At 69.7% G+C, this 25,518-nt stretch carries 24 protein-coding genes and 2 rRNA genes; 7 read left to right on the forward strand and 19 right to left on the reverse strand.

The window, feature by feature from the left end; translation table 11 throughout:
* Window positions 1-16: 16 nt before the first annotated feature.
* Entirely contained in the window at window positions 17-223 is a 207-nt protein-coding gene (locus OG299_RS17860; protein ID WP_327361985.1) for a DUF397 domain-containing protein, read from the forward strand.
* Here OG299_RS17860 and OG299_RS17865 read toward each other — a convergent pair.
* Window positions 205-477, reverse strand: coding sequence for a DUF1876 domain-containing protein (locus OG299_RS17865; RefSeq protein ID WP_266626754.1), 273 nt, complete (start codon window positions 475-477; stop codon window positions 205-207). The genes OG299_RS17860 and OG299_RS17865 overlap by 19 nt on opposite strands.
* Before the next feature lie 262 nt (window positions 478-739).
* Between OG299_RS17865 and OG299_RS17870 the strand changes: the two genes are divergently transcribed.
* Entirely contained in the window at window positions 740-1,084 is a 345-nt protein-coding gene (locus tag OG299_RS17870; protein ID WP_266626756.1) for a hypothetical protein, read from the forward strand.
* Between the two features lie 83 nt (window positions 1,085-1,167).
* Window positions 1,168-1,893, forward strand: a complete 726-nt coding sequence (locus OG299_RS17875) for a hypothetical protein (protein WP_266626758.1) — start codon at window positions 1,168-1,170, stop codon at window positions 1,891-1,893.
* Window positions 1,894-2,057: 164 nt separating this feature from the next.
* Here OG299_RS17875 and hemB read toward each other — a convergent pair whose 3' ends face one another.
* Both hemB and OG299_RS17885 read right to left on the reverse strand, forming a co-directional pair.
* A complete protein-coding gene (gene hemB, locus OG299_RS17880) occupies window positions 2,058-3,059 on the reverse strand; it encodes a porphobilinogen synthase (protein WP_327361986.1) in 1,002 nt (333 codons plus the stop codon).
* 42 nt (window positions 3,060-3,101) lie between these two features.
* Complete coding sequence (locus tag OG299_RS17885) at window positions 3,102-3,524, reverse strand: ATP-binding protein (protein ID WP_442817515.1); 423 nt, start codon at window positions 3,522-3,524, stop codon at window positions 3,102-3,104.
* Between the two features lie 112 nt (window positions 3,525-3,636).
* On the opposite strand from OG299_RS17885, the gene OG299_RS17890 reads away from it, so the two are divergent.
* Window positions 3,637-4,269, forward strand: coding sequence for a Scr1 family TA system antitoxin-like transcriptional regulator (locus tag OG299_RS17890; protein WP_327361987.1), 633 nt, complete (start codon window positions 3,637-3,639; stop codon window positions 4,267-4,269).
* Here the strand turns inward: OG299_RS17890 and OG299_RS17895 are convergent.
* From OG299_RS17895 to OG299_RS17920, 6 genes are all read right to left on the reverse strand, one after another.
* Window positions 4,266-5,555 (reverse strand): ankyrin repeat domain-containing protein, encoded by a 1,290-nt coding sequence (locus OG299_RS17895; protein WP_327361988.1) that lies wholly within the window; start codon window positions 5,553-5,555, stop codon window positions 4,266-4,268. The two genes, OG299_RS17890 and OG299_RS17895, sit on opposite strands and share 4 nt — an antisense overlap.
* A 115-nt stretch (window positions 5,556-5,670) precedes the next feature.
* Window positions 5,671-7,347 (reverse strand): bifunctional uroporphyrinogen-III C-methyltransferase/uroporphyrinogen-III synthase, encoded by a 1,677-nt coding sequence (locus tag OG299_RS17900; protein WP_266626768.1) that lies wholly within the window; start codon window positions 7,345-7,347, stop codon window positions 5,671-5,673.
* Complete coding sequence (gene hemC / locus OG299_RS17905; protein WP_266626770.1) at window positions 7,344-8,312, reverse strand: hydroxymethylbilane synthase; 969 nt, start codon at window positions 8,310-8,312, stop codon at window positions 7,344-7,346. Before hemC ends, OG299_RS17900 begins: the two co-directional genes overlap by 4 nt.
* Entirely contained in the window at window positions 8,309-10,102 is a 1,794-nt protein-coding gene (locus OG299_RS17910) for a glutamyl-tRNA reductase (protein ID WP_327361989.1), read from the reverse strand. Before OG299_RS17910 ends, hemC begins: the two co-directional genes overlap by 4 nt.
* Window positions 10,099-10,953, reverse strand: coding sequence for a redox-sensing transcriptional repressor Rex (locus OG299_RS17915; RefSeq protein WP_327361990.1), 855 nt, complete (start codon window positions 10,951-10,953; stop codon window positions 10,099-10,101). Before OG299_RS17915 ends, OG299_RS17910 begins: the two co-directional genes overlap by 4 nt.
* A gap of 273 nt (window positions 10,954-11,226) precedes the next feature.
* Complete coding sequence (locus OG299_RS17920; RefSeq protein ID WP_327361991.1) at window positions 11,227-11,505, reverse strand: glutaredoxin family protein; 279 nt, start codon at window positions 11,503-11,505, stop codon at window positions 11,227-11,229.
* Between the two features lie 107 nt (window positions 11,506-11,612).
* Between OG299_RS17920 and OG299_RS17925 the strand changes: the two genes are divergently transcribed.
* The 3 genes from OG299_RS17925 (at window position 11,613) to OG299_RS17935 (ending at window position 15,312) form a co-directional block, all read left to right on the forward strand.
* On the forward strand, window positions 11,613-12,587 hold the full coding sequence (locus OG299_RS17925; protein ID WP_266626777.1) for an HAD family hydrolase: 975 nt from the start codon (window positions 11,613-11,615) through the stop codon (window positions 12,585-12,587).
* Window positions 12,588-12,986: 399 nt separating this feature from the next.
* A complete protein-coding gene (locus OG299_RS17930) occupies window positions 12,987-13,802 on the forward strand; it encodes an ECF subfamily RNA polymerase sigma factor, BldN family (protein ID WP_327361992.1) in 816 nt (271 codons plus the stop codon).
* A 307-nt stretch (window positions 13,803-14,109) separates the two neighbouring features.
* Complete coding sequence (locus tag OG299_RS17935) at window positions 14,110-15,312, forward strand: DUF5667 domain-containing protein (RefSeq protein ID WP_266626781.1); 1,203 nt, start codon at window positions 14,110-14,112, stop codon at window positions 15,310-15,312.
* An 86-nt stretch (window positions 15,313-15,398) separates the two neighbouring features.
* On the opposite strand, the gene OG299_RS17940 is transcribed toward OG299_RS17935, so the two are convergent.
* The 10 genes from OG299_RS17940 to OG299_RS17985 form a co-directional block, all read right to left on the reverse strand.
* Window positions 15,399-16,394 carry a lysophospholipid acyltransferase family protein gene (locus OG299_RS17940; RefSeq protein ID WP_266626783.1) on the reverse strand — a complete coding sequence of 332 codons (996 nt, stop codon included), beginning with the start codon at window positions 16,392-16,394 and terminating at the stop codon, window positions 15,399-15,401.
* The gene (locus OG299_RS17945) at window positions 16,394-17,464 is read right to left on the reverse strand and encodes an NAD-dependent epimerase/dehydratase family protein (RefSeq protein WP_266626785.1); all 1,071 of its coding nucleotides are present in this window, start codon (window positions 17,462-17,464) and stop codon (window positions 16,394-16,396) included. The genes OG299_RS17940 and OG299_RS17945 overlap by 1 nt, the downstream gene beginning before the upstream one ends.
* 94 nt (window positions 17,465-17,558) lie before the next feature.
* Window positions 17,559-17,657, reverse strand: a complete 99-nt coding sequence (locus OG299_RS17950) for a 30S ribosomal protein bS22 (protein WP_003948845.1) — start codon at window positions 17,655-17,657, stop codon at window positions 17,559-17,561.
* A 152-nt stretch (window positions 17,658-17,809) separates the two neighbouring features.
* On the reverse strand, window positions 17,810-18,019 hold the full coding sequence (locus OG299_RS17955; RefSeq protein ID WP_008738568.1) for a helix-turn-helix domain-containing protein: 210 nt from the start codon (window positions 18,017-18,019) through the stop codon (window positions 17,810-17,812).
* 114 nt (window positions 18,020-18,133) lie between these two features.
* Window positions 18,134-18,964 carry a phosphatase gene (locus OG299_RS17960; protein WP_327361993.1) on the reverse strand — a complete coding sequence of 277 codons (831 nt, stop codon included), beginning with the start codon at window positions 18,962-18,964 and terminating at the stop codon, window positions 18,134-18,136.
* Window positions 18,965-19,067: 103 nt separating this feature from the next.
* On the reverse strand, window positions 19,068-20,216 hold the full coding sequence (locus OG299_RS17965) for an acetoin utilization protein AcuC (protein WP_266633336.1): 1,149 nt from the start codon (window positions 20,214-20,216) through the stop codon (window positions 19,068-19,070).
* Window positions 20,188-21,411 carry an MFS transporter gene (locus tag OG299_RS17970; RefSeq protein ID WP_327361994.1) on the reverse strand — a complete coding sequence of 408 codons (1,224 nt, stop codon included), beginning with the start codon at window positions 21,409-21,411 and terminating at the stop codon, window positions 20,188-20,190. The genes OG299_RS17965 and OG299_RS17970 overlap by 29 nt, the downstream gene beginning before the upstream one ends.
* Before the next feature lie 43 nt (window positions 21,412-21,454).
* The gene (locus OG299_RS17975; RefSeq protein ID WP_327361995.1) at window positions 21,455-22,108 is read right to left on the reverse strand and encodes an HAD family hydrolase; all 654 of its coding nucleotides are present in this window, start codon (window positions 22,106-22,108) and stop codon (window positions 21,455-21,457) included.
* A gap of 83 nt (window positions 22,109-22,191) precedes the next feature.
* A 5S ribosomal RNA gene (rrf, locus tag OG299_RS17980) occupies window positions 22,192-22,309 on the reverse strand.
* A gap of 77 nt (window positions 22,310-22,386) precedes the next feature.
* Window positions 22,387-25,509 (reverse strand): 23S ribosomal RNA (locus tag OG299_RS17985).
* Window positions 25,510-25,518: the final 9 nt, after the last annotated feature.

Below are 25,518 nucleotides of genomic sequence, written 5' to 3' on the forward strand. Positions count from 1 at the left end.
TGTCCCCCAACTACGCATGCGGGTAAGGCCGGTTCGGCACTCGCACCCCACCACCTTGCCAGGCCGGAGTCCGCCCGCACCCCGGAGACCGTCGACCCGGCCCTGCCACCGTCGTCCACGCCCTCCCCGGGTGCACGTGAGGGACTCGAAAGTCCCTCACGGCCCTTCTCTCGCCCTCACTCCCACCGCGTGGTCGCAGCTCACTCACTGGTTGAGCGGATAGGAGTGCCGGCCCGTCGCCTCGTCGATCTCCGAGTGGGCCTTCTGCAACATCTGGGAAGCGAGATCCATGAGCGCGCGAGCGCCGGCGATCTCTTCCCCGACCCGCAGCTGCTCCGGGTCGGAGGGGTGGCGCATGGCGTAGCCGTGCGCTCTCATCTCGGAGCCGTCGCCGAGTCTGACCATGGCCGCCGCACTGGTGCGGTGGCCTTCCTCGGTGAATTCGAGCTCCACGTGCCACCCGACGAGTGTGGGCATGGTGCATCACCTCCAGGGGGGTCACCCTTCACTCCAGGGTGCGCCCGGGGTGACGGGAACGCGAGCGGGGCGGGGCGGGGGGCGGGACGGAATGCCGGGGGGCGGGGGCGGGAGCGGGGTCCGGGCTGACCGGCGTCGGAGGGAGTCCGGGGTTTCCCCGTGCTCCGAGCACCTTCGACTTAGTCCTCGCATGACCGCCACCCACCCCGGTCTGAGTACCGGCACTCATGTGCCTCTCCCGCCGGCGCAGTTGACTGATGCCATGGATCAGGACACCTCGCGCGACAAGCGCGCCTTCGTCGCACCGCTCGTCTCCACCCTGCTGACGCTGCCGATGGCCCTCGTCGCGTTCTTCTTCGTCGGGCTGTCCCCCATGGCCTGCGACTCCTGCGGGGACGCCGCGAGCGACCGGTTCGACGCCTCCTACGACGTCGCGTTCCCCGTCTTCACCACCGGCCTGCTGCTCGTCCTGGCCGTGCTCGTGACCAGCTGGGCGCTGCCCTGGCAGCGCCGGAACTCCGCCCGCCGCATCGGGTTCGCGCTGCTCGCCCCCGGCGCCGTCGTCCTGGACTACCTCGTGTTCGCCGGAATCGTCGACTGGCCCTGAGACCCGCCGATCAAGTCCGTTGCGTGCCCGCCGGCGGACGTGGAGGCTGAGGCCAGGGGAAGCACGTACGGGGGAGGCACGTGGTGACGGAGACCGGAACGGGCTGGGGGCGCCTGACGGGCGCGTATCTGGTCGTGGTGTCGCTGATACCCGCGCTGGTCTGCGGCTTCGTGTTCGCCGCGTGGCTGCCGTCCGACATCGAGCGCTACGACGGCTACGCGGCCGCCGAGCCGTGCACCACCGCCGGTGACGACTGCCTGCGCACCGTCCCTTTCACCGTCGACAAGACCGTGGTCAAGGACGCCGGCCGGAACACCAGGTACGAGGCGACCCTCTCCAGCCCCGACGCGCCCGCCCGGACCTGGATCGTGCGCTTCGGCGACGCCGGCCCGCTGCTCGACCGGCTCGCACCCGGCGACCAGGTGACCGCCGTCTTCTGGCGCGGCACGATCACGGCGGTCGGCAGGGACGGCGTCCGGCAGGGTTCCGCCGACGAGCCGCGCGACGACGCCCAGATGACCGCCGGCATCGGCACGTTCGCCGGTCTCGTGGCGGCCCTGGGGCTCGCCTTCGCCGCGGCCTCCCTGGCCGGATACGGCGGGCAGGGGCCCTGGACGTGGCGCTCGCTCGGGAAACCGCTGCTCATCGGCATGGCGCTCACCTGCGTCGGCGTGGCCCTACCGGCGTTCCTGATCGGCCTGCCGTGGTGGGTCGTGCCCGCCGTCGCCGTGCCGTTCGTGGCGTACGCGGCCTGGCAGCTCCACCGGTACAGAAGCCGCGGAGTGACAGACTCGAGTCCCGCTCCGTGAGCTGCCGACCAGCCCTGCATACGCTCCCGACCATGGACGGAGCACGGCGGGCGAAGTCGGGGCGGTGGCGGTTGTGGTGGCGGGTCTGGAGAGCCGGGCCCCCCGCCGGGTCCGAGCGGCACGTGTGGCCGCTGCGCTGACCGGCGGAGGCCCACCGGCAAGGGTCAGCGCGCCTCGCGCAGCCAGCCCGCGACCTCCGTCGCCCAGTACGTCAGGATCGTGTCCGCGCCGGCCCGCTTGATGCCCAACAGGGTCTCCAGGACGGCCCGGTCGCGCTCGATCCAGCCCTTCTCCGCCGCCGCCTCGATCATCGCGAACTCGCCGCTGATCTGGTACGCGGCCACCGGGACGTCCACGGCCTGCGCGACCCGGTACAGGATGTCCAGGTACGGGCCGGCCGGCTTGACCATGACCATGTCGGCGCCCTCCTCCAGGTCGAGCGCCAGCTCCCGCAGGGACTCGCGGGCGTTCGCCGGGTCCTGCTGGTACGTCTTGCGGTCGCCCTGCAGCGAGGAGGCGACGGCCTCGCGGAACGGCCCGTAGAAGGCGGAGGTGTACTTCGCCGTGTACGCGAGGATCGAGACATCCTCGTGCCCGGTCTCGTCGAGCGCGTCGCGGATGACGCCGACCTGGCCGTCCATCATGCCGCTCGGGCCCACCACGTGGACGCCCGCGTCCGCCTGGACCTGCGCCATCTCGGCGTACCGCTCCAGCGTGGCGTCGTTGTCGACGCGCCCGTGCTCGTCCAGGACCCCGCAGTGCCCGTGGTCGGTGTACTCGTCCAGGCACAGGTCCGACATGATCACCAGGTCGTCGCCGACCTCCGCCTTCACGTCGCGGATGGCGACCTGGAGGATCCCGTCCGGCTCGGTGCCGGCCGTGCCCAGCGCGTCCTTGTTCTCGTCGGCCGGGACCCCGAAGAGCATGATCCCCGCGACCCCCGCCTCCACCGCCTCCACGGCCGCCTTGCGCAGCGTGTCACGGGTGTGCTGGACCACGCCCGGCATCGCCGAGATCGCCAGCGGTTCGGAGATCCCCTCCCGGACGAAGGCGGGCAGGATCAGGTCCGAGGGGTGCAGCCGGTTCTCCGCGACCATCCGCCGCATCGCCGGGGTGGTGCGCAGCCGGCGGGGCCGCGAGCCGGGGAAGGATCCGTACGCGCTCATACTCAGTCGCCTCTTCGAGCCTGGACAGCAGTCGCTTCCAGCCTAGGGGGTGTCTCGTGGGCGACCCGTCACGGCCAGCTCGCACCACACCACCTTTCCGGGCCTGCGCGGCCCGACCCCCCACCGCTCGGCGAGGGCCGCCACCAGCAGCAGCCCCCGCCCGCCCTCGGCACCCGGATCCCGGTCCGCGATCCGCGGCCGCCCACCGCCGCTGTCGGCCACCTCGACCCGGACCAGCTCCTCGAAGAGCAGCAGCCGAAGCCGGTAGTACCGGCCGGGCGGCACACCGTGCAGCAGGGCGTTGGTGGCGAGCTCGCTCACGCAGAGCAACAGGTCGTCCCGGCGGCATGTGACACCCCACGCGTCAAGTGTCACCGCCGCGAACTCCCTGGTGGAGCAGACGGATTGGCGGCTGCGGGGGAAGTACCGCTCACGCAGCATGGCCGGATGGATTTCCACGTTCACGGGGCGATGGTCGCGTTGCGTGATTAGCGTGAGCAAGACGTGCAACCCGTACTCCTTCACGAGTACGGGTCGGTGCCGGTACCTCACGTGTGCATGCGGGGAGTTCACAGGTATGCCATCACGCAAGAACGCCCGACCCAATGAGACGGCGATGAAAATGGTCGGCGCCCAGGTCGCCGCCGCGCGCGTCTCCAAGGGCTTGACGCAGCGCGCGTTCGCCGATGCTCTGCACATCGATGTCCAGAGCGTCGCTTCCATCGAGCAGGGCCGACGGACCTTGATGCCCAGCGTCGCCGAAGCGATGGACCGAGTCCTAGGCCTGCCGGGCCTTCTCACAGTCGCGGCGAACAAGATGCCGCAAGTCGAGGTCATCCCGCCCTGGGCGGAGGAATACTTCGCCAGCGAGGCAGAGGCCGTGGCCCTGTCCTGGTACGACGCCGTGCTCGTACCAGGCCTGCTCCAGACCGAGGAATATGCCCGCGCTGTGTTCGGCTGCCGCGTTCCGTACACGGGCGAGGAAAAGATCGAGCTCCAAACAGCGCGCCGCATCAAACGTCAGGAGATCCCGCACCGCACCGTCCCGCCCAACCTCGGCTTCATCGTCTCGGAATCGGCACTGCGTGACCGAATCGGCGGCGACGACGTCAGACGGGGCCACGTCCGTGACTCCAAGGTCGCCGACGGGCCGACGCTCGCCCTCGCCCCCGCCGCCTGGGCCGGGCTCACCCACTGGGTCGGGCGCTAGAGGTTCCGCCACCGGCCGCTGCGGCGGTGGTCGTGCTCGTGCTGCGGGCCCAGCGGGCCCACCCGCTCGTACGCCTCCCGCGTGCGCGGGTCGTCGCGCAGGGCGAGGCCGTACGCGCCCTCCAGGCGGAGCTCCTGGTCCTCCTCCGCGAGCAGCGCCACCAGCGCCTCCGCGGCCTCAGCCGTCCGGTCGTCGCCCGCGGCCAGCGCGGCCGCCGCCGTGGCCCGTACGCCGTGCTCCGGGTCACGGACCAGACCGAGCACCACCGCCCGGACCTCCGGCCCGGCACCCCGCTCGCGGCCGAGCCTGCCTCCGGCGTGCCCCCGCACCTCCGGGTCCGGATCCCGCGCCAGGGCGAACAGGGCGGCGGTGGCCTCCGGAGTCAGCGGGGCATCGAAGAGGTACGGAACCTCCCGCCGCACCCGCGGGTCCGGGTGCCCGGCGTAGCGCAGCCCGAGGGGTTCGTCGTACCCGTCGTCCGAAACGGCATCGAGCACCGCGGAGAGCACCCCGCCGTCCGTCTCCTCCAGCGCCCAGGCCCTGAAGAGTCCGGCTCCCTCCCGCTGCGAGGAGTCGAAGCCGATGCTCGCGAACCAGTCCCTGGTGCTCAGGCAGTTGACGACGAACCGGCGGTGGTCCGGCGACGGATGGTGCCGCAAGGCCGCCACCGCCGACCAGGTCTCCGTGCTGCGGCGCTGCGCGAGCACGATGGAGGACGCGGACCAGTCCACATGGCAGACGTCGGGGTGCCGGACGGCCCGGGCCACCAGCTCCTCCACGGGTGCCAGGATCCGGAAGGCCCACTCCAGCTCCGTCAGGACGGCCCCGTGACCCGCCCGGACCGTCACGCCGCCGAGCGAGACCTGCCCGACATCGCACCACTCCTCCTCGGCGGACGACCACTTCGCCGGGCCCGTCGCCCCGGTGCGGCGGCGCAGCTCCTCCTCCGCGCCCGCCCCGTACCAGTTCCGGGCCGCCGCGAGCAGCCGCTCGCGCTGCGCCGCCGACAGGCGCAGCACCTCACCCCGGAGCGCCCTGACGGTCGCCGGGGAGCCGCCCTCGACGGCCCGCAGCAGCGGGGTCGTGCCGTCCGGCAGTTCCCGGTCCGGGTCGGCGCCGCCCGCCACCAGGGCCTCGGCGACCTCGTACGCGAAGGCTTCCACCGCCGTGCACAGCAGCTCGGCCCTCCCCGGATCCGCCCCCGCCTCCAGCAGCGTGCGGACCGCCTCCGCATCCCCGGCCCGTACCGCCGCCGCGAGCCGCCGGTCGGCGTCCTGCTCCGTCATCGGTCCCCCGTTCCCCAGCGAAGATCCTCGCCGCAGCCTGCCGCCGGCACAACCGGATACGGCGCGGGGCCCGGACGCGAGTGCGTCCGGGCCCCGGGGGGAACCTCGCCCGGCGTCAGGTGGTACGGCGCCGCCGCGCCCCCGGCCGGCGCTCGCTCGGCCGGGACACCGACTCGCCGGCCTCCTTGGCCGCCTCGCGGCGCGCCGCCCCGTACTCGGCCAGGGCCTCCGCCAGCTTGCCGACGCTCGGCTCCGGCGACAGGACGTCGACCCGCAGGCCGTGCTCCTCCGCCGTCTTGGCCGTGGCCGGCCCGATGCAGGCGATGACGGTGACGTTGTGCGGCTTGCCGGCGATGCCCACGAGGTTGCGCACCGTGCTCGACGACGTGAAGAGAACGGCGTCGAAGCCGCCGCCCTTGATCGCCTCGCGCGTGTCCGCCGGCGGCGGCGACGCGCGCACGGTCCGGTAGGCCGTGACGTCGTCGACCTCCCAGCCCAGCTCTATCAGCCCGGCCACCAGCGTCTCGGTGGCGATGTCGGCGCGCGGCAGGAACACGCGGTCGATCGGGTCGAAGACCGGGTCGTACGGCGGCCAGTCCTCCAGCAGCCCGGCCGCGGACTGCTCGCCGCTCGGCACCAGGTCCGGCTTGACGCCGAACTCGACCAGCGCGGCGGCGGTCTGCTCGCCCACGGCGGCGACCTTGATGCCCGCGAAGGCACGGGCGTCGAGCCCGTACTCCTCGAACTTCTCCCGGACGGCCTTCACCGCGTTCACGCTGGTGAAGGCGATCCACTCGTAGCGGCCCGTCACCAGGCCCTTGACCGCGCGCTCCATCTGCTGCGGGGTGCGCGGCGGCTCCACGGCGATGGTCGGCACCTCGTGCGGCACCGCGCCGTACGAACGCAGCTGGTCGGAGAGCGAAGCGGCCTGCTCCTTGGTACGCGGTACGAGGACCCGCCAGCCGAACAGCGGCTTCGACTCGAACCAGGCCAGCTCCTCGCGCCGCGCGGCGGCGCCGTGCTCACCGACCACGGCTATGACCGGCCGGGCGCCCTCGGGCGACGGGAGCACCTTGCCCTGCTTGAACACCTGGGCGATGGTCCCGAGGGTGGCGTTCCAGGTCCGCTGGCGGGTCGTCGTGCCGGCGACCGTCACCGTGAGCGGGGTGTCGGGCTTGCGCCCGGCGGACACCAGCTCGGCGGCGGCGCTCGAGACGGTCTCCAGCGTCGCGGAGACGACGAGGGTGCCGTCGCTGGCACCGACCTCGCTCCAGCAGCGCGCGGAGGCGCCCCGCGCGTCCACGAACCGCACGTCCGTACCTGCGTCGCCCCGGCCGCCGCGCAGCGGCACACCTGCGTACGCGGGCACGCCGACGGCGGTCGCGACACCGGGCACCACCTCGAAGGGGATGCCGCCGGTGGCGCAGGCGAGCATCTCCTCGGCCGCGTTGCCGTCGAGCCCGGGGTCGCCGGTGACGGCTCGGACGACCCGCCTGCCGGAGCGCGCGGCCTCCATGACAAGATTGGCCGCATCCCGGATCACCGGGACACCGGCGGCTGCTGACACTTCGTCAGCAATCGTCAGCTGTGGCGTGTCCACTCCCGCGCGCGCATGCGTGCGTACGACCTCGAGCACCTCGGGCTCCGCGATCAGTACGTCCGCGGCCGCGAGCGCCTCGACGGCGCGGAGCGTCAGCAGACCCGGGTCGCCGGGGCCGGCACCGAGGAAGGTGACGTGCCCGTGAGCGGCGACGACCGGAAAAGCGGAGGTGGTCGGACGTGAGGGGTTCAAAGCGATCGCTCCCCCATCAGACCGGCCGCGCCCTTGGCCAGCATCTCGTCCGCGAGTTCGCGGCCGAGCGCCATGGCCTCGTCATACGACTGGGGCACGGGACCGGTGGTGGACAGCTGCACGAGCGTCGAGCCGTCGAGGGTACCGACGACGCCGCGCAGGCGCATTTCATTGACAACCTGGCCGTCGGCCAGAAGATCGGCGAGCGCACCCACAGGCGCACTGCAACCGGCCTCCAGGGCGGCGAGCAGGGAACGCTCGGCGGTCACGGCGGCCCGGGTGTGCGGGTCGTCGAGCTCGGCGAGCGAAGCGATGAGCTCCGCGTCGGACGCGAGGCACTCCACGGCCAGGGCGCCCTGGCCGGGAGCGGGCAGCACGTTGTCGACCGACAGGAAGTCGGTCACCTCGGCGCTGCGGCCGATCCGGTTCAGCCCGGCGGCGGCAAGGACGACGGCATCCAGCTCGCCGTCGCGCACGAAGCCGATCCGGGTGTCGACGTTCCCCCGGATGGCGACGGTCTCGATGCGCTTCCCGAGGGTCCGCGCGTAGTGGTTGAGCTGCGCCATGCGGCGCGGCGAACCGGTACCGATGCGGGCGCCGTCGGGCAGCTGCTCGAAGGTCAGGCCGTCGCGGGCGACGAGCGCGTCGCGCGGGTCCTCGCGCAGCGGCATGGCCGCGATCACGAGCTCCTCGGGCTGCGCGGTCGGCAGGTCCTTCAGCGAGTGGACGGCGAAGTCGACCTCGCCGCGCACCAGCGCGTCGCGCAGCGCGGTGACGAACACGCCGGTGCCGCCGATCTGCGCGAGGTTCTCACGGGACACGTCACCGTAGGTCGTGATCTCCACGAGCTCGACGGGCCGGCCAGTGATCGCCCTTACCGCGTCGGCGACATGGCCGGACTGGGACATGGCCAGCTTGCTGCGCCGCGTGCCGAGCCGGAGAGGCTGGTCGAGACGTGGATTCATGATGCCCGTCCTGAGTCGTCGTTCTTGTCAGCCGTGTCGGCCTGTCCGGCCTGGTCGACCTGTCCGGCCTGGCCGGCCGCGTCCGCCCGGCTGACGGAGGCCACCGTCTGCGGGTCGAGGTCGAAGAGTTCGCGCAGCGCCTCGGCGTACCCGGCGCCCCCGGGCTCGCTGGCGAGCTGCTTGACGCGCACGGTCGGCGCGTGGAGGAGCTTGTCGACGACGCGGCGTACGGTCTGGGTGACCTCGGCCCGCTGCCGTTCGTCCAAGTCCGGGAGCCGCCCGTCGAGCCGTGCCACTTCCATGGCCACGACCTCGGCGGCCATCGCCCGCAGGGCGACGACGGTCGGCGTGATGTGTGCGGCCCGCTGCGCGGCGCCGAAGGCTGCCACCTCTTCGGCGACGATGCCGCGTACGGCGTCCACGTCGGCCGCCATCGGAGCGTCGGCCGAGGCTTCGGCCAGCGATTCGATGTCGACGAGCCGCACGCCCGGGATCCGGTGCACGGCGGCGTCGATGTCGCGCGGCATGGCCAGGTCCAGCAGGGCCAGCCGTACGGGCGCCACGTCGACCTGGCTGCGGGCGCCCTTGCGGGGCTGCCGCTGCGCGGCGGCCTCGCCCTGGTCGGCCCATGTGCCGTGCAGTTCGAGGGAGTTGGCGTCGACTCCGGTGAGCGCGGCCCGTCCGTCGCCGGCCGGCACCTCGACGGGACACCCGTCGCGGTCGGCCCCGGGCACGATGGTCCGCGCCACCCCGCCGTCGGCGAGCCGCACCCCGGCCTCGGCGGCGGCCACGAGCCGCGCCAGGACATCGGCACCGGCCGCATCCAGCCGAGCGCCGACCGCATCCGGCCCCGCCGACGTTCCCTTCAGCCCCGCCTGCGTTTGAGGCGTGAGGGTCCGGGGGCGGAGCCCCCGGGAATCGGGAAGGGGCGGGGTGGGGGAAAGCCCGGCAGGGCCCTCGACCACGGCTGCCACGTCCTCGCCGGTCAGCACCAGCCCGGTGGCCCCGGTGCAGGACACGACCACGTCAACACGTGTCAGCTCATCGGCGACCGACGCCATCGGAACGGACCTGGCCACAACCCCAGTGCCTGAGGCAACCAGAATCTCGACCAAACGGTCCGCCCGCTCTGCGGTGCGGTTCGCGACGACGATCTCGGCGACGCCCACCCGCGCCAGCGTGGCCGCGGCCAGCGAGGACATCGACCCGGCGCCGATCACCAGCGCCCGCTTGTCCTTGGCCCACACGTCCACCGGCTCGCGGCCGGCGGTCAGCTGCTCCAGCCCGAACGTCACCAGCGACTGCCCGGCGCGGTCGATCCCGGTCTCGGAGTGCGCCCGCTTGCCGACGCGCAGCGCCTGCTGGAAGAGGTCGTTGATCAGGCGGCCTGCGCTGTGGAGCTCCTGCCCCAGCGCCAGCGCGTCCTTGATCTGCCCGAGGATCTGGCCCTCGCCGATCACCATCGAGTCCAGCCCGCACGCCACCGAGAACAGGTGGTGGACGGCCCGGTCCTCGTAGTGGACGTACAGGTACGGAGTGAGCTCCTCCAGAGCCACCCCGCTGTGCTGCGCGAGCAGGGTCGACAGCTCGGCCACACCGGCGTGGAACTTGTCCACGTCCGCGTACAGCTCGATCCGGTTGCACGTGGCGAGCACCGTCGCCTCCGTCGCCGGCTCCGCGGCGAGGGTGTCGTGCACGAGCTTGACCTTGGCGTCGGCCGACAGGGAGGCACGTTCGAGCACGCTCACCGGCGCGCTGCGGTGGCTCAGCCCTACGACGAGCAGACTCATGCCGGCATCACCGCCGGAACATCGCCCTCGGGGCCGTTCTTGCGTGCGACGGCGGCGGGCCGTCCGGCGGGCGGCTCGACGGCCGCGGCGGGGGCCGCGCCGGAACCGGCGCCGGTCTCGGCGGTGTCACCCGACGCGGAGGCAGCAGCGGAGGGGGACGAGGAGGGCCCGGCGTTGGCCGCCGCTTCCTCGCCGGCCTTGCGCTGCTCGTGGAACGCCAGGATCTGCAGCTCGATCGACAGGTCGACCTTGCGCACGTCCACGCCGTCCGGCACGGACAGCACGGTCGGCGCGAAGTTCAGGATGGAGGTGACGCCGGCGGCGATCAGGCGCTCGCTGACCTGCTGGGCCGCGCCCGCGGGGGTCGCGATCACGCCGATCGAGACGCCGTTCTCCGAGATGATCTTCTCCAGATCATCGGTGTGCTGCACGGGCATGCCCGCGACGGGCTTGCCGGCCATCGCCGGGTCGGCGTCGATGAGCGCCGCGACGCGGAATCCGCGCGCGGAGAAGCCGCCGTAGTTGGCCAGGGCGGCGCCGAGGTTACCGATGCCGACGATGACGACCGGCCAGTCCTGGGTCAGGCCCAGCTCGCGGGAGATCTGGTAGACGAGGTACTCGACGTCGTAGCCGACGCCGCGCGTGCCGTAGGAACCGAGGTACGAGAAGTCCTTGCGCAGCTTCGCGGAGTTGACTCCGGCGGCTGCCGCGAGCTCCTCGGAGGACACCGTGGGCACCGATCGCTCGGAGAGCGCGGTGAGTGCGCGCAAGTACAGCGGAAGCCGGGCGACAGTGGCCTCGGGAATACCTCGGCTGCGGGTCGCCGGTCGGTGAGTTCGGCCAGTTGCCACGATGCTCCTGCGGGATGAGCGGGGCTGCAGGCGGTCACTTGTCCCAAGACCGCCCCGTCGAATGCAGGCTATGTCTTTGTGAACGCGTGCACAAAGATTGTGTCCGCTTTGTCCGAGCAAAGTGACCGGGGTCACGCGGCCCGGGCCTGAAGGACGGGAACCCACAACACGCCGAACCCGTTCAAATCCCGAGGGGTGCAAAACAGTACACACTCCTCATCAATACGCCCCCGAGACCCCACAAATCGCCCATGATGGTAACCGGCCGGAGGGTCAGCCCTCCAATGCGCGACGCAGCCGGTCCGGGTTCACCTTCCAGAAGGTGTGCTGCTCGCCGTCCACCAGCACCACCGGGATCTGCTCCCAGTGCAGCCGGTAGAGCTCCGCGTCCCGCGAGATGTCCTTCTTCTCCCACTGTGCTCCGACTTCCGCGCAGACCTTCTCGATCACCTCCTGGGCGTCATCGCACAGATGGCACCCCGGCTTCCCGATGAGCGTGACCAACCGCTCGCCGGGACGCTTCTTTTCCTTACGACGCAGCAAAGGGCTCATCCCCCCATTCTCCCGCGCCACCACGTAACACCACGGCACCGAAGAGTTCACGCCCCCGGCACCCCATCGGTTCGGGAACTCCCGAACACAATGGCTATGCTCGCGTCATGGCCGCTCTGGGATGGCTCACCCCCCGTAGGCGCTCCGCCACCGCGCGGAGCGTGCTGGCAGGCGAGGCCTCGGCCGAAGCCGCCCGCAAGACCGCGCAGGCCCTCGAGACGGAGGCCGGACCACCGGCCGAGCCCGAGGGGACCGCGGCGCGGGCAGCCGAGGAAGCGGAACCGGCCGAGCCCGAGTTCCCCGTCGCCGGCGACGACCTCGCCGCCGCCTTCTTCGACCTCGACAACACCGTCATGCAGGGCGCCGCGATCTTCCACTTCGGCCGCGGCCTCTACAAGCGGGAGTTCTTCCACCGCCGCGAACTCGCCCGCTTCGCCTGGCAGCAGGCCTGGTTCCGGCTCGCCGGGGTCGAGGACCCCGAGCACATGCAGGACGCCCGCGACAGCGCCCTCTCCATCGTCAAGGGCCACAAGGTCTGCGAACTCATGGCGATCGGCGAGGAGATCTACGACGAGTACATGGCCGAGCGGATCTGGCCGGGCACCCGCGCCCTGGCCCAGGCCCACCTCGACGCCGGGCAGAAGGTCTGGCTGGTCACGGCCGCGCCCGTGGAGACCGCCACGATCATCGCCCGCCGGCTCGGCCTGACCGGGGCGCTCGGCACCGTCGCCGAATCCGTCGACGGCATCTACACCGGCCGGCTCGTCGGCGAGCCGCTCCACGGACCCGCGAAGGCCGAGGCCGTCCGCGCGCTGGCCGCCGCCGAGGGCCTCGACCTCGAACGCTGCGCGGCGTACTCCGATTCGCACAACGACATTCCGATGCTGTCGCTGGTCGGGCATCCGTACGCGATCAATCCCGACACAAAACTGCGCAAGCATGCCCGGGCACACGACTGGCGGCTGCGCGACTATCGGACCGGCCGCAAGGCCGTGAAGGTCGGCGTCCCGGCCGCCGCCGGCGTCGGCGCGATCGCGGGCGGCGCAGCCGCCGCCATCGCCCTGCACCGCCGCCGCAAGTAGCCGATCCCGCTCCCGCCGCCCGGCCGCACCCCGGCTTCCGCCTGCGCCGGAGCCGCCCGGGGCCGCCCCCCGCGGGTTCTCGGCCCGCTGCGCCGCGGGCATTCCCCCACCTCTACCCCTGCGCCCCGCGCGCCACTCCTGCATGCCCGACTCGGTCGCGAGCCAGCGTGGAAGCGTCCATTCCGCGTATTCAACCGATCAAGAATCGATCACCAACTGCGACTGAATATGCCTTGGACACGCAACGGAAGTGTCGGAATCGGTGATTTGAGCAACTGGGTGTAGCACTGCCTGTACGAAGCGTTATTCTCCTCAAACGCATGCCACCGGCCATCTGTCGCCACGACGGGTGAACGGTCCCGCACTGCACGTGATGGAAGCTCTGCCTCTGGGAGTCCCGTGTACCCACCTGTCGGGGTTGACGCCTCGGGCCTGGCTACGCTGCGCGCAACGGTCCTCGACCACCTGCGTGGCTTCGTCCCCACCGCGTACGCCGTCCCCGCCTTCGCCGCCGCGGTCCCTGCCGGCCTCGGCCCGGCCGGTCCTTGCTATGCCCTGACCGACGGCGGAGCGACGGTGGGCAGACGCGGTCGCACGGGGGGAGGCACCAGCGGCGCCGCCACCGGTACGAGCGCGCCCGCCGCCCGCCGCCCCACCGCGGACAGCGACCAGGCCCGCATGATGGACCTGGTCGAACGCGCCCAGGCCGGCGAGGCCGAGGCCTTCGGCCGGCTGTACGACCAGTACAGCGACACGGTCTACCGCTACATCTACTACCGCGTCGGCGGCAAGGCGACCGCGGAGGATCTCACCAGTGAGACCTTCCTGCGCGCGCTGCGCCGCATCTCCACCTTCACCTGGCAGGGCCGCGACTTCGGCGCCTGGCTCGTCACGATCGCCCGCAACCTGGTCGCGGACCACTTCAAGTCCAGCCGCTTCCGTCTGGAAGTGACCACGGGCGAGATGCTGGACGCGAACGAGGTGGAACGATCCCCCGAGGACTCGGTCCTGGAGTCCCTCTCCAACGCCGCCCTGCTGGAAGCCGTACGCAAGCTCAATCCCCAGCAGCAGGAGTGCGTGACCCTGCGGTTCCTCCAAGGCCTGTCGGTCGCCGAGACCGCCCGGGTGATGGGGAAGAACGAGGGCGCCATCAAGACGCTCCAGTACCGGGCGGTCCGCACCCTGGCCCGCCTGCTCCCGGACGACGCCCGCTGACCTCCGACCCGCCCCGCACCGCCGCCACCGGGCGCCTCACCCTGCGACTCCCCCCACGCCCCGCAGACCCCCCGCGCCTACCGACCCTCCTGACAATCCACACAACCGGTGACCCCCCGATGACGCTGTGGTCCGATCATCCTTCGTCCGTAACCCAAGTGCCGCGCCGCTCGTTGTGCGGAATGCAGGCTCCCTGTGGACACGCCCTGCCCGAAGCCGCTCACTCGAAAGTGTGGATGTGCTCAAGGCAGGCAACCTTCCGGACACCTTGGGGAGTCGATCGTCATGACGAGAGGAGGTGCCGCCAGTGATCGCGAACGTGACTCCGCACCGGCGGGCGAACGCCTTCGCCCAGGCCCTGGAGGATCGGACCCCATCCGACCTTTCGGAACCGGATCCGGCGGCCGAGCAGTCCGAGGCACCTGCCGAACCTGCCGACCACGACCGGTTGTTGGCCCTGGCGAACGTGTTCGGCGAAAGAATGCCGCGCCCGGTGCTGGACCCCGAGGTCAAAGTGGTGCAACGAGCCCAGCTCGTGGCCGCCATGGAGGCCATGGTGATGGAAGAGAGGGCCGGGGGCGGTGCCGCCTCGGACCCTCAAGTGCCCGAGCAGCGGACCGGCCGCGGCGCCCACCGGGCGACCTCGCTCCGGAAATTGCGACCCCGCTCCCGCTGGTCCAAGGGCATCGCAGCGGGCGGCCTCACCGTAGGTGTGGCCGCGGGGGCCTTCAGCGGCGTGGCCGCTGCCAGCACGGACGCCCTGCCGGGTGACTCCCTCTACCCCGTCAAACGGGGCATGGAGGACCTGAAGCTCGGGATGGCCGACGAGGACGCGGACCGGGGCGAGCTCTACCTCGACCAGGCCTCCAACCGCCTGTCGGAAGCCCGCAGGCTGATGGAGCGCGGCCGGTCGGGCTCACTGGACCACGAGTCGCTCGGCGCGATCCGCCGGGCCCTGGCGGGCATGAAGCACGACGCAGCGGAGGGCCACCGGCTCCTCCAGGCCGCCTACCAACGGGACGGCTCGCTCGGCCCGATCCAGGCGCTGTCGTCGTTCTCCCGCTCGCACCGCGACGCGTGGGGCCGACTCCGGGAGAAGCTCCCGGCGCAGCTCACCGATGTGGGCGGGGAGGTCGAATCGGTCTTCCAGGCCATAGACGATGACGTGGCGCCCCTCCAGAGCCTGCTCCCCAAGGCCCCGGAGCAAGCCCGCGGCGGCTCCGGTGCCCCGGCCAGGCCGAGCGCCCCGGCCGGGCAGCACCAGTCCGCACCGGCAGCAGGCGCACCCTCGGCCAGCCCGACCCCGCCCGCGACCACCGGCGCCAAGCCTTCACCGGCCCCCGGCGGCGGCCTCCTGGGCGGCACGGGCGACCTCCTGCACCCGCCCTCGGGTCAGGACACCCCGGGGGCCTCGTCCTCCCCGGAGCACGTACAACCGGACATCACCCTGCCGCCCCTCCTCCCGGGCCTCCTCCCGGGCCTGGGCCTGAAGGCGGAGGACTCCGAGTAGGACGGAACGGCGGCAGGCCCTCACCCCCGAACGGGGTGAGGGCCTGCCGCCATGAAACAACGCGTCAGAACGGGTCGGAAGAAGACTCAGAAGAACACGGACCGCCGCTGCACCAGCAGCTTGTACAGCGTGTGCTGGATCTGTTCGCGGACCTCGTCCGTCAGGTTGAACATCAGCATCGGGTCCTCCGCCGCCTCCGGCGGATACCCGTCCGTCGCGATCGGCTCGCCGAACTGGATCGTCCACTTCGTCGGCAGCGGCACCGCCCCCAGCGGCCCCAGCCACGGGAACGTCGGCGTGATCGGGAAGTACGGAATCCCCAGCAACCGCGCCAGCGTCTTCGCGTTGCCGACCATCGGGTAGATCTCCTCCGCCCCCACGATCGAGCACGGCACGATCGGCGTCCCCGCCCGCAGCGCCGTCGACACGAACCCGCCCCGCCCGAACCGCTGGAGCTTGTACCGGTCTCCGAACGGCTTCCCTATCCCCTTGAAGCCCTCCGGCATCACCCCGACCAGTTCCCCCGCCTCGAGCAGCCGCTGCGCGTCCTCCGAACACGCCAGCGTGTGCCCGGCCTTGCGCGCCAGCTCGTTCACCACCGGCAGCATGAACACCAGGTCCGCCGCCAGCAACCGCAGGTGCCGCTGCGCCGGGTGGTGGTCGTGGACCGCCACCTGCATCATCAGCCCGTCCAGCGGCAGCGTCCCGGAGTGGTTCGCCACGATCAGCGCGCCGCCCTCCGCCGGGATGTTCTCGATGCCCTTGACCTCGACCCGGAAGTACTTGTCGAACAGCGGCCGCATCAGGGACATCAGGACCTGGTCCGTCAGCTCCTTGTCGTAGCCGAACTCGTCGACCTCGTAGTCCCCGGTGACCCGCCGCCGCAGGAACGCCAGCCCGCCGGCGATCCGCCGGTCCCACGCGGCCCCGCCGGACTCCACGGGAACGGCGGACTCCGGCACGGCCGGCTCCGCGGCCTCCGCCACCGGCTCCGGCGCGGGCACCGCCCGTACTCTCCGGGTCCCGGCGCCCCGCCGGCGCGGCCGGTCCTCGTCGAACGGAATGACCTTGGCGTCCGCCACTATCGCTGCGCTCCCTCTTCGGATCCGGCAACCCCGACGTTCACGTTCAACACTCCGGCAACCCGGTCCACGGCCCGCCCCGCGCGCTCCGGCGGCAGCAGCCCGTTCCCTCGGCTGCGCGCGAAATCGGCGAACGTCTCGGCGGTCGTGTACATGGGCTTGAATCCCAGCACCTCCCGCATCTGGGAAGTCTCCACGACCCGCCCGTGCGTGAGGAGTCTGATCTGCTCCGGCGAAAAATCGGTGACCCCCACCGCCCGCAGCGCCGACCCCACCCACGTCACCGCGGGCAGCAGCAGCGGCACCGTCGGCCGACCCAGCCGCCGGGCGCACTGCGACAACAACAGCACCCCGTCACCCGCGATGTTGAAGGTCCCGCTGTTCAGCGTCCCGCGCTGGGGCTCCGCCGCCGCCAGCCGCAGCACCTCCAGCACGTCGTCCTCGTGGACGAACTGCAGCCGCGGGTCGTACCCCAGCACCGTCGGCATCACGGACATCGAGAAGTACTCGGCGAGCGAGGAGTCCGCGTACGGCCCCAGGATGTTCGCGAAACGCAGCACGCACACCGCCACGTCGGGCCGCCTGCGCGCGAAGCCCCGTACGTACGACTCGACCTCGACGGCGTCCTTGGCGAAGCCCGCCGCCGGCAGCGACTTGGGGTGCGTGGTCTCCGTGAAAACGGCCGGATCCCGCGAGGCGCCCCCGTACACGCTCGTACTGGACTTCACCACCAGCCGCCGTACCGTCGGCGACTTCTGGCAGGCCCCCAGCAGCTGCATCGTCCCGATGACGTTGGTCTCCTTGACGGCGCTCCCCGCGCCGCCCGGCCCCGCTCCGCTCCCGGTCACGGCGAGATGGACCACCGTGTCCACGGCGTGCTCGGCGAGCACCCGGGCGATGGACGACTGCCGGATGTCCGTACGGACGAACTCCGCCGAGCCCAGCCGGTGCGGCGGCGCGACCGCGTCGACCGCGATGACCCGCTCGACCTCGGGATCACGCTGGACCCGCCGCACGAAGCGGCCCCCCAGCTGCCGGGCAGCCCCGGTAACGAGCACGACCTTCCCCACGAGCTCAGCGCCTTCCTCGTCGTCCCCCGGCTACACCGCAGCCCCTCCACCAAAGAATGGTGGAGGGGCTGCGGAGAACACGTACAGCTGCCGTTTACTTCTTGTTACGGCGCTGGACGCGGGTGCGCTTGAGCAGCTTGCGGTGCTTCTTCTTAGCCATCCGCTTACGCCGCTTCTTGATAACAGAGCCCACGACTACCCTCGCTCACTTCTCGGAACATCCCCGCGTCAGCGGGGAACGGTGCGGGGCGTCTGGGCCCACACGACCTACGTCGGCCTAGCCTACCCGCCCGAGCTCTTAGCCTGTAATCCGAGGGGTTCGGAGAGTTCGCCGGAGCTTCAGTCTCAGGCCGACTCCACCCCCACATAGGACTCTCGGAGGTACTCGTGAACCGCGTTCTCGGGGACCCGGAAGGACCGGCCCACCCGGATAGCGGGCAGATGACCGTTGTGCACCAGGCGGTACACGGTCATCTTCGACACTCGCATCACCGAGGCGACCTCCGCCACGGTCAGGAACTGAACCTCACTGAGAGGCCTCTCGCCAGCAGCCATGACACACCTTGACCTTCCGCGCATGACGGGCACCGGCTTCCCCTCCGGTTACTCCTCGTCGTCGCACGCTCACTCCCCAGAGTAGGGGCGTGTGATACGAGTGGGGAAGAGGAGCTACGGCCACTCCTGTGCACCCGGCAGACTCGCCCGATCGAGTAGATACCGAATGAGCGGTCTGTAGTAGTCCGCGCGCACCGCGTCATCAAGCGGAACAGCCACCGCCACCCGCCCCTCCGCCTCGCCGACGAACAGCGCCGGGTCGTCCGTATCCGCCAGCCCGATCGCCTCCACGCCGAGCTGACCTGCGCCGCAGACCCACCCGTGATCCCCCACCACCAATTCCGGCAATGGCCCGCCGGCCTCCGCGAGCGCCCCGAGCGCGATCCGAACCGGCAGGGGTGAATGGGTGTGCACGCCGGTCGCACTCCCCGGCGGCCGCGCGCCGGGTTCCCGCACCAACGCGACACCCCGTACGTAATCGATGCTGTGCCTGCGTACGCCGAACCGGGTCGCCATGTCGACACCGGCCCCCTGCGCCGGAGTGAGCACAACACATCCCACCGCCGACAGGGCCCGCGCCAAACTGGCGTAGAACCCCAGGAGGCGGTGCGGATGCCCCGTCCCGAACAACACCGGCGACCGCGCCCCGGCCGCCTCGCGCAGCCGCTCCGCGAACGCCTCCAACGCCGCCAGCGTCAGCTCCGGATCGATCGCGTCCGGCCCGCTGACGTGCGCAGGATCCGCCGAGACCCCGCACCTGTCCGCCATCAGCCTCAGCAGGTCACCCTCGCCCCAGCCCCAGTCCGGCTCCAGCCCCAGCAGCACCCGCGGATCCCGCGCCGCGAACAGCCGGTAACTGCGCAGGCTCGCCTCCCGCGAGGTGGCGACGGGCCCGGCCAACCGGGCGGCCAGCAGATGCGCACGCAGCGCGCCGGTGCTCAACACCCTCCGATGCTGCCGCACCGGACCTGGCGAATCACCAATTCCGGGGAACAGACCCACAGTTGGCGTAACGATGCATCACCACGCCCAGGCCTCGCAGCCGGCCTTACGTGAGCAGGCCACGCAACGGGAACACCGCCCGCCGGGTCGCCAGAACGGCCTGATCGATCCGGTCGGCCGGATCGTAGCCCGCCTCCCAGTCCCGCCACGCCACCGTCCGCCCGTCCGTCATCCGGGCCGGCGCCGGCTGCCGCGTCCGCGCGTACACCTCGTCCCGCCACACGTCCGGCACCACCGACTGCGGATCAACCGGATGGTGCGCCGCGATCCCCACCAGATGCGTCCACGACCGCGGTACGACGTCCACGACCGCGTACCCGCCGCCGCCCAGCGCCAGCCACCGGCCTCCCGCATGCTCGTGCGCGAGCCGGTGACACGCCTCCTGCACCGCCCGCTGCGCATCCAGCGACACCGCGAGATGCGCCAGCGGGTCCTCGAAATGCGTGTCCGCCCCGTGCTGGGTCACCAGCACCTGTGGCCGGAAGTCCTCCAACAGCTCGGGCACCGTCGCATGGAAGGCCCGCAGCCACCCCTCGTCCCCGGTCCCGGCGGGCAGCGCCACGTTCACCGCCGAGCCCTCCGCGGCCGGCCCGCCCGTCTCCTCCGGCCAACCGGTCTGCGGGAACAGCGTCCGCGGATGCTCGTGCAGGGAGACCGTCAGCACCCGCGGGTCGTCCCAGAACGCCGCCTGGACCCCGTCCCCGTGGTGCACGTCCACATCCACGTACGCGACCCGCTCGGCCCCCAGCTCCAGCAACCGCGCGATCGCCAGCGCCGCATCGTTGTACACGCAGAACCCGGCGGCCCCGCCCGGCATCGCATGGTGCAGCCCGCCCGCGAAGTTCACCGCGTGCTCGGCCTCCCCGCGCCAGACCGCCTCCGCGGCCGCCACCGACTGGCCCGCGATCAGCGCCGACGCCTCGTGCATCCCGTGGAAGGCCGGATCGTCGATCGTCCCCAGCCCGTACGACCCGTCGGCCACCCCCGGATCCGCGGACACCTCGCGCACCGCGGCCACGTAGTCCTCCCGGTGGACCAGCCGCAGCGTCGAGTCGCCGGCCGCGCGGGCCGCCCGTACCTCCATCTCCCGGTCCAGCCCGAAGGCACGCACCAGGCCCATGGTCAGCGCCAGGCGCACCGGGTCCATCGGATGGCTCGGTCCGAAGTCATACCTCGTTACCGCCTCGTCCCACATCAACAGCCCGGTCACCGGCTCGCCGCTCATGCCCGACACCGTATCGGGCGCCCTGCGAGCCGAACGAACGGGCATGGAAGAGCGTCACGAGCACCAGCGCCATCGGCACGAGCATCGCGCCCCGGTAGCTCCAGGCGTCCCCGATCCCGCCGACGAGCGGCGACCCGATCAGGAAGCCGACGTAGTTGAAGATGTTCAGCCGCGCGATGGCGGTGTCGGAAGCCCCGGGGAAGAGTCGCCCGGCCGCCGCGAAGGTCTGCGGCACGATCACGCACAGCCCGATCCCCAGCAGCGTGAACCCGAGCATCCCCGCCCACGCCCCCGGCGCGGCCGCCACCACCGCGAACCCGCCGGCCGCGACCACCGTCCCGATCCGTACGACGGCCACCGCCCCGAAGCGCCGCACGCCCAGGTCCCCGACCGCCCGCCCGATCAGCGTGGTCACCATGTACACGTTGTACGGAACCGTCGCCAGCTGCTCCGAGCTCCCCAGCACGTCCTGGAGGTACTTGGCGCTCCAGTTCGAGACGGTCGAGTCCCCGATGTACGCACACGCCATCACCAGGCACAGCGGCAGCAGCAGCTTGAACCCGCCGACCCCCAGCCCCTTCTCGGGGACTTCGCCCTCGCCCCGCCGGCCGACGTAGAACCGGCTCCCGTAGAAGGCCGACGGCAGCAGCAGCACCACGGCCGGCAGGTACGAGGTGAACAGCGACAGGTGCCAGTGCGCCCCGGCCCAGGCCGCGGACGCACCGACGATCCCGCCGAGGCTGTACGTGGCGTGGAAGCCGAGCATGATGCTGCGCCCGTACGCCCGCTGCAGGCTGACCCCGAGCATGTTCATCGAGGCGTCCAGCGCACCGACGGACAGCCCGAACGCCCCCAGGGCCACCGCCACATGCCACATCGCGCTGCCGGCCCCGACCCCCAGCAGGGAGAGCAGGACCAGCGGCTGCGCCCACCGCAGTACGGCGGCGGGCCCGACCCGCTTCACGAGGTGCTCGGTGGCGACGCTGGACACCCCGGCGAGAACCGGCACGGCGGCGAGGAAGGCGGGCAGCAGCCCGTCGGATATCCCGTACCGGTCCTGGATGGCGGGGATCCGCGTCACGAGCAGGGCGAAGGTCACGCCCTGCACGAAGAAGCTGAACCCCAGGGAGCCCCGCCCCCGGCGCAGCCGTACGTCTTCTGTCATGGCGGCACAGCGTAGGCCCGCGGGCTACCCGTGGGTAGAGAGATCACACAGGCAGTTCCAGAAGCCCCGTCAGCTCCTTCATCTCCCCGAAGAAACCGGTGGCCCCGGCCAGCCGCCCGGCGGGCATCATCCCGGTGAACCCGTACACGTCCATCCCTGCTGCGACGGCGGCCTGCACCCCGAGCGGGCTGTCCTCGACCACCACGCACCGCGACGGCTCGACGCCCATGGCCCGGGCCGCGTGCAGGAACAGATCGGGAGCCGGCTTCCCCTTCCCCACGTCCTGCGAGCTGAAGATCCACTCCTCTTCGAACCACCCGTCGAGCCCGGCCGCCCTGTGCCCGACCCGGATCCGCTCGTGACTCCCGGAGGAGGCCAGGCAGTACGGCATCCCGTGGGCGGTCAGCGCACCGAGTACGTCCACGACGCCGGCGACGGGCGTCAGCTCCCGCTCGAACGCGGCGAACGTCCGCGCGTGCAGGGTCGCATCGAACGCGGCGGGCAGCCGCTCCCCGGTCCGCTCGAGCACGAGATCGTGCACCCGGTGCACGGCGGCGCCCATGTAGTCGCGGAGCGAGTCCTCGTAGGAGGTGGGGTGCCCCAGCTCGGTCAGGTACCCGGCGAGAATGCTGTTGGCGACCGGCTCACTGTCCACCAGCACGCCGTCGTTGTCGAAGATGACGAGGTCGTAGCCCATGGCCCCGACCCTACGCAAAAGATGCCCGTAAACGCAGAAAAGCCCCGTACCGGATCCCGGTACGGGGCTTTTCTACAATGATTGTTCGGCGGCGTCCTACTCTCCCACAGGGTCCCCCCTGCAGTACCATCGGCGCTGAAAGGCTTAGCTTCCGGGTTCGGAATGTAAACCGGGCGTTTCCCTAACGCTATGACCACCGAAACACTATGAAATTTGAACGCTGGCCGACAACACAGCTGTTCGTTATTTCAGAACTAACACAGTGGACGCGAGCAACTGAGGACAAGCCCTCGGCCTATTAGTACCAGTCAGCTCCACCCGTTACCGGGCTTCCACATCTGGCCTATCAACCCAGTCGTCTACTGGGAGCCTTACCCTCTCAAGGAGGTGGGAATACTCATCTTGAAGCAGGCTTCCCGCTTAGATGCTTTCAGCGGTTATCCCTCCCGAACGTAGCCAACCAGCCATGCCCTTGGCAGGACAACTGGCACACCAGAGGTTCGTCCGTCCCGGTCCTCTCGTACTAGGGACAGCCCTTCTCAATATTCCTACGCGCACAGCGGATAGGGACCGAACTGTCTCACGACGTTCTAAACCCAGCTCGCGTACCGCTTTAATGGGCGAACAGCCCAACCCTTGGGACCGACTCCAGCCCCAGGATGCGACGAGCCGACATCGAGGTGCCAAACCATCCCGTCGATATGGACTCTTGGGGAAGATCAGCCTGTTATCCCCGGGGTACCTTTTATCCGTTGAGCGACGGCGCTTCCACAAGCCACCGCCGGATCACTAGTCCCGACTTTCGTCCCTGCTCGACCCGTCGGTCTCACAGTCAAGCTCCCTTGTGCACTTACACTCAACACCTGATTGCCAACCAGGCTGAGGGAACCTTTGGGCGCCTCCGTTACTCTTTGGGAGGCAACCGCCCCAGTTAAACTACCCATCAGACACTGTCCCTGATCCGGATCACGGACCGAGGTTAGACATCCAGCACGACCAGAGTGGTATTTCAACGGCGACTCCACAACCACTGGCGTGGCTGCTTCAAAGTCTCCCACCTATCCTACACAAGCCGAACCGAACACCAATATCAAACTATAGTAAAGGTCCCGGGGTCTTTCCGTCCTGCTGCGCGAAACGAGCATCTTTACTCGTAGTGCAATTTCACCGGGCCTATGGTTGAGACAGTCGAGAAGTCGTTACGCCATTCGTGCAGGTCGGAACTTACCCGACAAGGAATTTCGCTACCTTAGGATGGTTATAGTTACCACCGCCGTTTACTGGCGCTTAAGTTCTCAGCTTCGCACGCCCGAAAGCGCACTAACCGGTCCCCTTAACGTTCCAGCACCGGGCAGGCGTCAGTCCGTATACATCGCCTTACGGCTTCGCACGGACCTGTGTTTTTAGTAAACAGTCGCTTCTCGCTGGTCTCTGCGGCCACCCCCAGCTCACGGAGTAAATCCGATCACCAGTGATGGCCCCCCTTCTCCCGAAGTTACGGGGGCATTTTGCCGAGTTCCTTAACCATAGTTCACCCGAACGCCTCGGTATTCTCTACCTGACCACCTGAGTCGGTTTAGGGTACGGGCCGCCATGAAACTCGCTAGAGGCTTTTCTCGACAGCATAGGATCATCCACTTCACCACAATCGGCTCGGCATCAGGTCTCAGCCTTAATGAGGGACGGATTTGCCTACCCCTCGGCCTACACCCTTACCCCGGGACTACCACCGCCCGGGCTGGACTACCTTCCTGCGTCACCCCATCGCTTACCTACTACAAGTCTGGTTCGTCGGCTCCACCACTTTCCTTTCCCCGAAGGGTCCGGAACGGCTTCACGGACTTAGCATCGCCTGATTCGATATTGGGCGTTTCAAAGCGGGTACCGGAATATCAACCGGTTGTCCATCGACTACGCCTGTCGGCCTCGCCTTAGGTCCCGACTTACCCTGGGCAGATCAGCTTGACCCAGGAACCCTTAGTCAATCGGCGCACACGTTTCTCACGTGTGTATCGCTACTCATGCCTGCATTCTCACTCGTGAACCGTCCACAACTAGCTTCCGCTGCTGCTTCACCCGGCACACGACGCTCCCCTACCCATCACAGCGGGCGTTGGCCCTATTGCTGCAATGACACGACTTCGGCGGTACGCTTGAGCCCCGCTACATTGTCGGCGCGGAATCACTTGACCAGTGAGCTATTACGCACTCTTTCAAGGGTGGCTGCTTCTAAGCCAACCTCCTGGTTGTCTCTGCGACTCCACATCCTTTCCCACTTAGCGTACGCTTAGGGGCCTTAGTCGATGCTCTGGGCTGTTTCCCTCTCGACCATGGAGCTTATCCCCCACAGTCTCACTGCCACGCTCTCACTTACCGGCATTCGGAGTTTGGCTAAGGTCAGTAACCCGGTAGGGCCCATCGCCTATCCAGTGCTCTACCTCCGGCAAGAAACACGTGACGCTGCACCTAAATGCATTTCGGGGAGAACCAGCTATCACGGAGTTTGATTGGCCTTTCACCCCTAACCACAGGTCATCCCCCAGGTTTTCAACCCTGGTGGGTTCGGTCCTCCACGAAGTCTTACCTCCGCTTCAACCTGCCCATGGCTAGATCACTCCGCTTCGGGTCTAGAGCGTGCAACTCAATCGCCCTATTCGGACTCGCTTTCGCTACGGCTTCCCCACACGGGTTAACCTCGCTACACACCGCTAACTCGCAGGCTCATTCTTCAAAAGGCACGCAGTCACGACCGTCATTCCGAAGAATGACGGCGACGCTCCCACGGCTTGTAGGCACACGGTTTCAGGTACTATTTCACTCCGCTCCCGCGGTACTTTTCACCATTCCCTCACGGTACTATCCGCTATCGGTCACCAGGGAATATTTAGGCTTAGCGGGTGGTCCCGCCAGATTCACACGGGATTTCTCGGGCCCCGTGCTACTTGGGAGATTCTTAAGCAAGCCGCTGATGTTTCGTCTACGGGGGTCTTACCCTCTACGCCGGACCTTTCGCATGTCCTTCGACTACATCAACGGTTTCTGACTCGCCGACCGGCCGGCAGACCGATCAAAAGAATTCCCACAACCCCGCATGCGCAACCCCTGCCGGGTATCACACGCATACGGTTTGGCCTCATCCGGTTTCGCTCGCCACTACTCCCGGAATCACGGTTGTTTTCTCTTCCTGAGGGTACTGAGATGTTTCACTTCCCCTCGTTCCCTCCACACTGCCTATGTGTTCAGCAGTGGGTGACAGCCCATGACGACTGCCGGGTTTCCCCATTCGGACACCCCCGGATCAAAGCTCAGTTGGCAGCTCCCCGGGGCCTATCGCGGCCTCTCACGTCCTTCATCGGTTCCTGGTGCCAAGGCATCCACCGTGCGCCCTTAAAAACTTGGCCACAGATGCT

Origin of the sequence: Streptomyces sp. NBC_01296, assembly GCF_035984415.1 — a bacterium.
Taxonomy (GTDB): domain Bacteria; phylum Actinomycetota; class Actinomycetes; order Streptomycetales; family Streptomycetaceae; genus Streptomyces.

Excerpts from the sequence above, each read along its gene's own strand:
- OG299_RS17860 (WP_327361985.1), top strand. The coding sequence starts at position 17 with ATGCGGGTAAGGCCGGTTCGGCACTCGCACCCCACCACCTTGCCAGGC.
- OG299_RS17865 (WP_266626754.1), bottom strand. The coding sequence starts at position 477 with ATGCCCACACTCGTCGGGTGGCACGTGGAGCTCGAATTCACCGAGGAA.
- OG299_RS17870 (WP_266626756.1), top strand. The coding sequence starts at position 740 with ATGGATCAGGACACCTCGCGCGACAAGCGCGCCTTCGTCGCACCGCTC.
- hemB (WP_327361986.1), bottom strand. The coding sequence starts at position 3,059 with ATGAGCGCGTACGGATCCTTCCCCGGCTCGCGGCCCCGCCGGCTGCGC.
- OG299_RS17890 (WP_327361987.1), top strand. The coding sequence starts at position 3,637 with ATGCCATCACGCAAGAACGCCCGACCCAATGAGACGGCGATGAAAATG.
- OG299_RS17895 (WP_327361988.1), bottom strand. The coding sequence starts at position 5,555 with ATGACGGAGCAGGACGCCGACCGGCGGCTCGCGGCGGCGGTACGGGCC.
- hemC (WP_266626770.1), bottom strand. The coding sequence starts at position 8,312 with ATGAATCCACGTCTCGACCAGCCTCTCCGGCTCGGCACGCGGCGCAGC.
- OG299_RS17910 (WP_327361989.1), bottom strand. The coding sequence starts at position 10,102 with ATGAGTCTGCTCGTCGTAGGGCTGAGCCACCGCAGCGCGCCGGTGAGC.
- OG299_RS17920 (WP_327361991.1), bottom strand. The coding sequence starts at position 11,505 with ATGAGCCCTTTGCTGCGTCGTAAGGAAAAGAAGCGTCCCGGCGAGCGG.
- OG299_RS17925 (WP_266626777.1), top strand. The coding sequence starts at position 11,613 with ATGGCCGCTCTGGGATGGCTCACCCCCCGTAGGCGCTCCGCCACCGCG.
- OG299_RS17955 (WP_008738568.1), bottom strand. The coding sequence starts at position 18,019 with ATGGCTGCTGGCGAGAGGCCTCTCAGTGAGGTTCAGTTCCTGACCGTG.
- OG299_RS17965 (WP_266633336.1), bottom strand. The coding sequence starts at position 20,216 with ATGTGGGACGAGGCGGTAACGAGGTATGACTTCGGACCGAGCCATCCG.
- OG299_RS17970 (WP_327361994.1), bottom strand. The coding sequence starts at position 21,411 with ATGACAGAAGACGTACGGCTGCGCCGGGGGCGGGGCTCCCTGGGGTTC.
- OG299_RS17975 (WP_327361995.1), bottom strand. The coding sequence starts at position 22,108 with ATGGGCTACGACCTCGTCATCTTCGACAACGACGGCGTGCTGGTGGAC.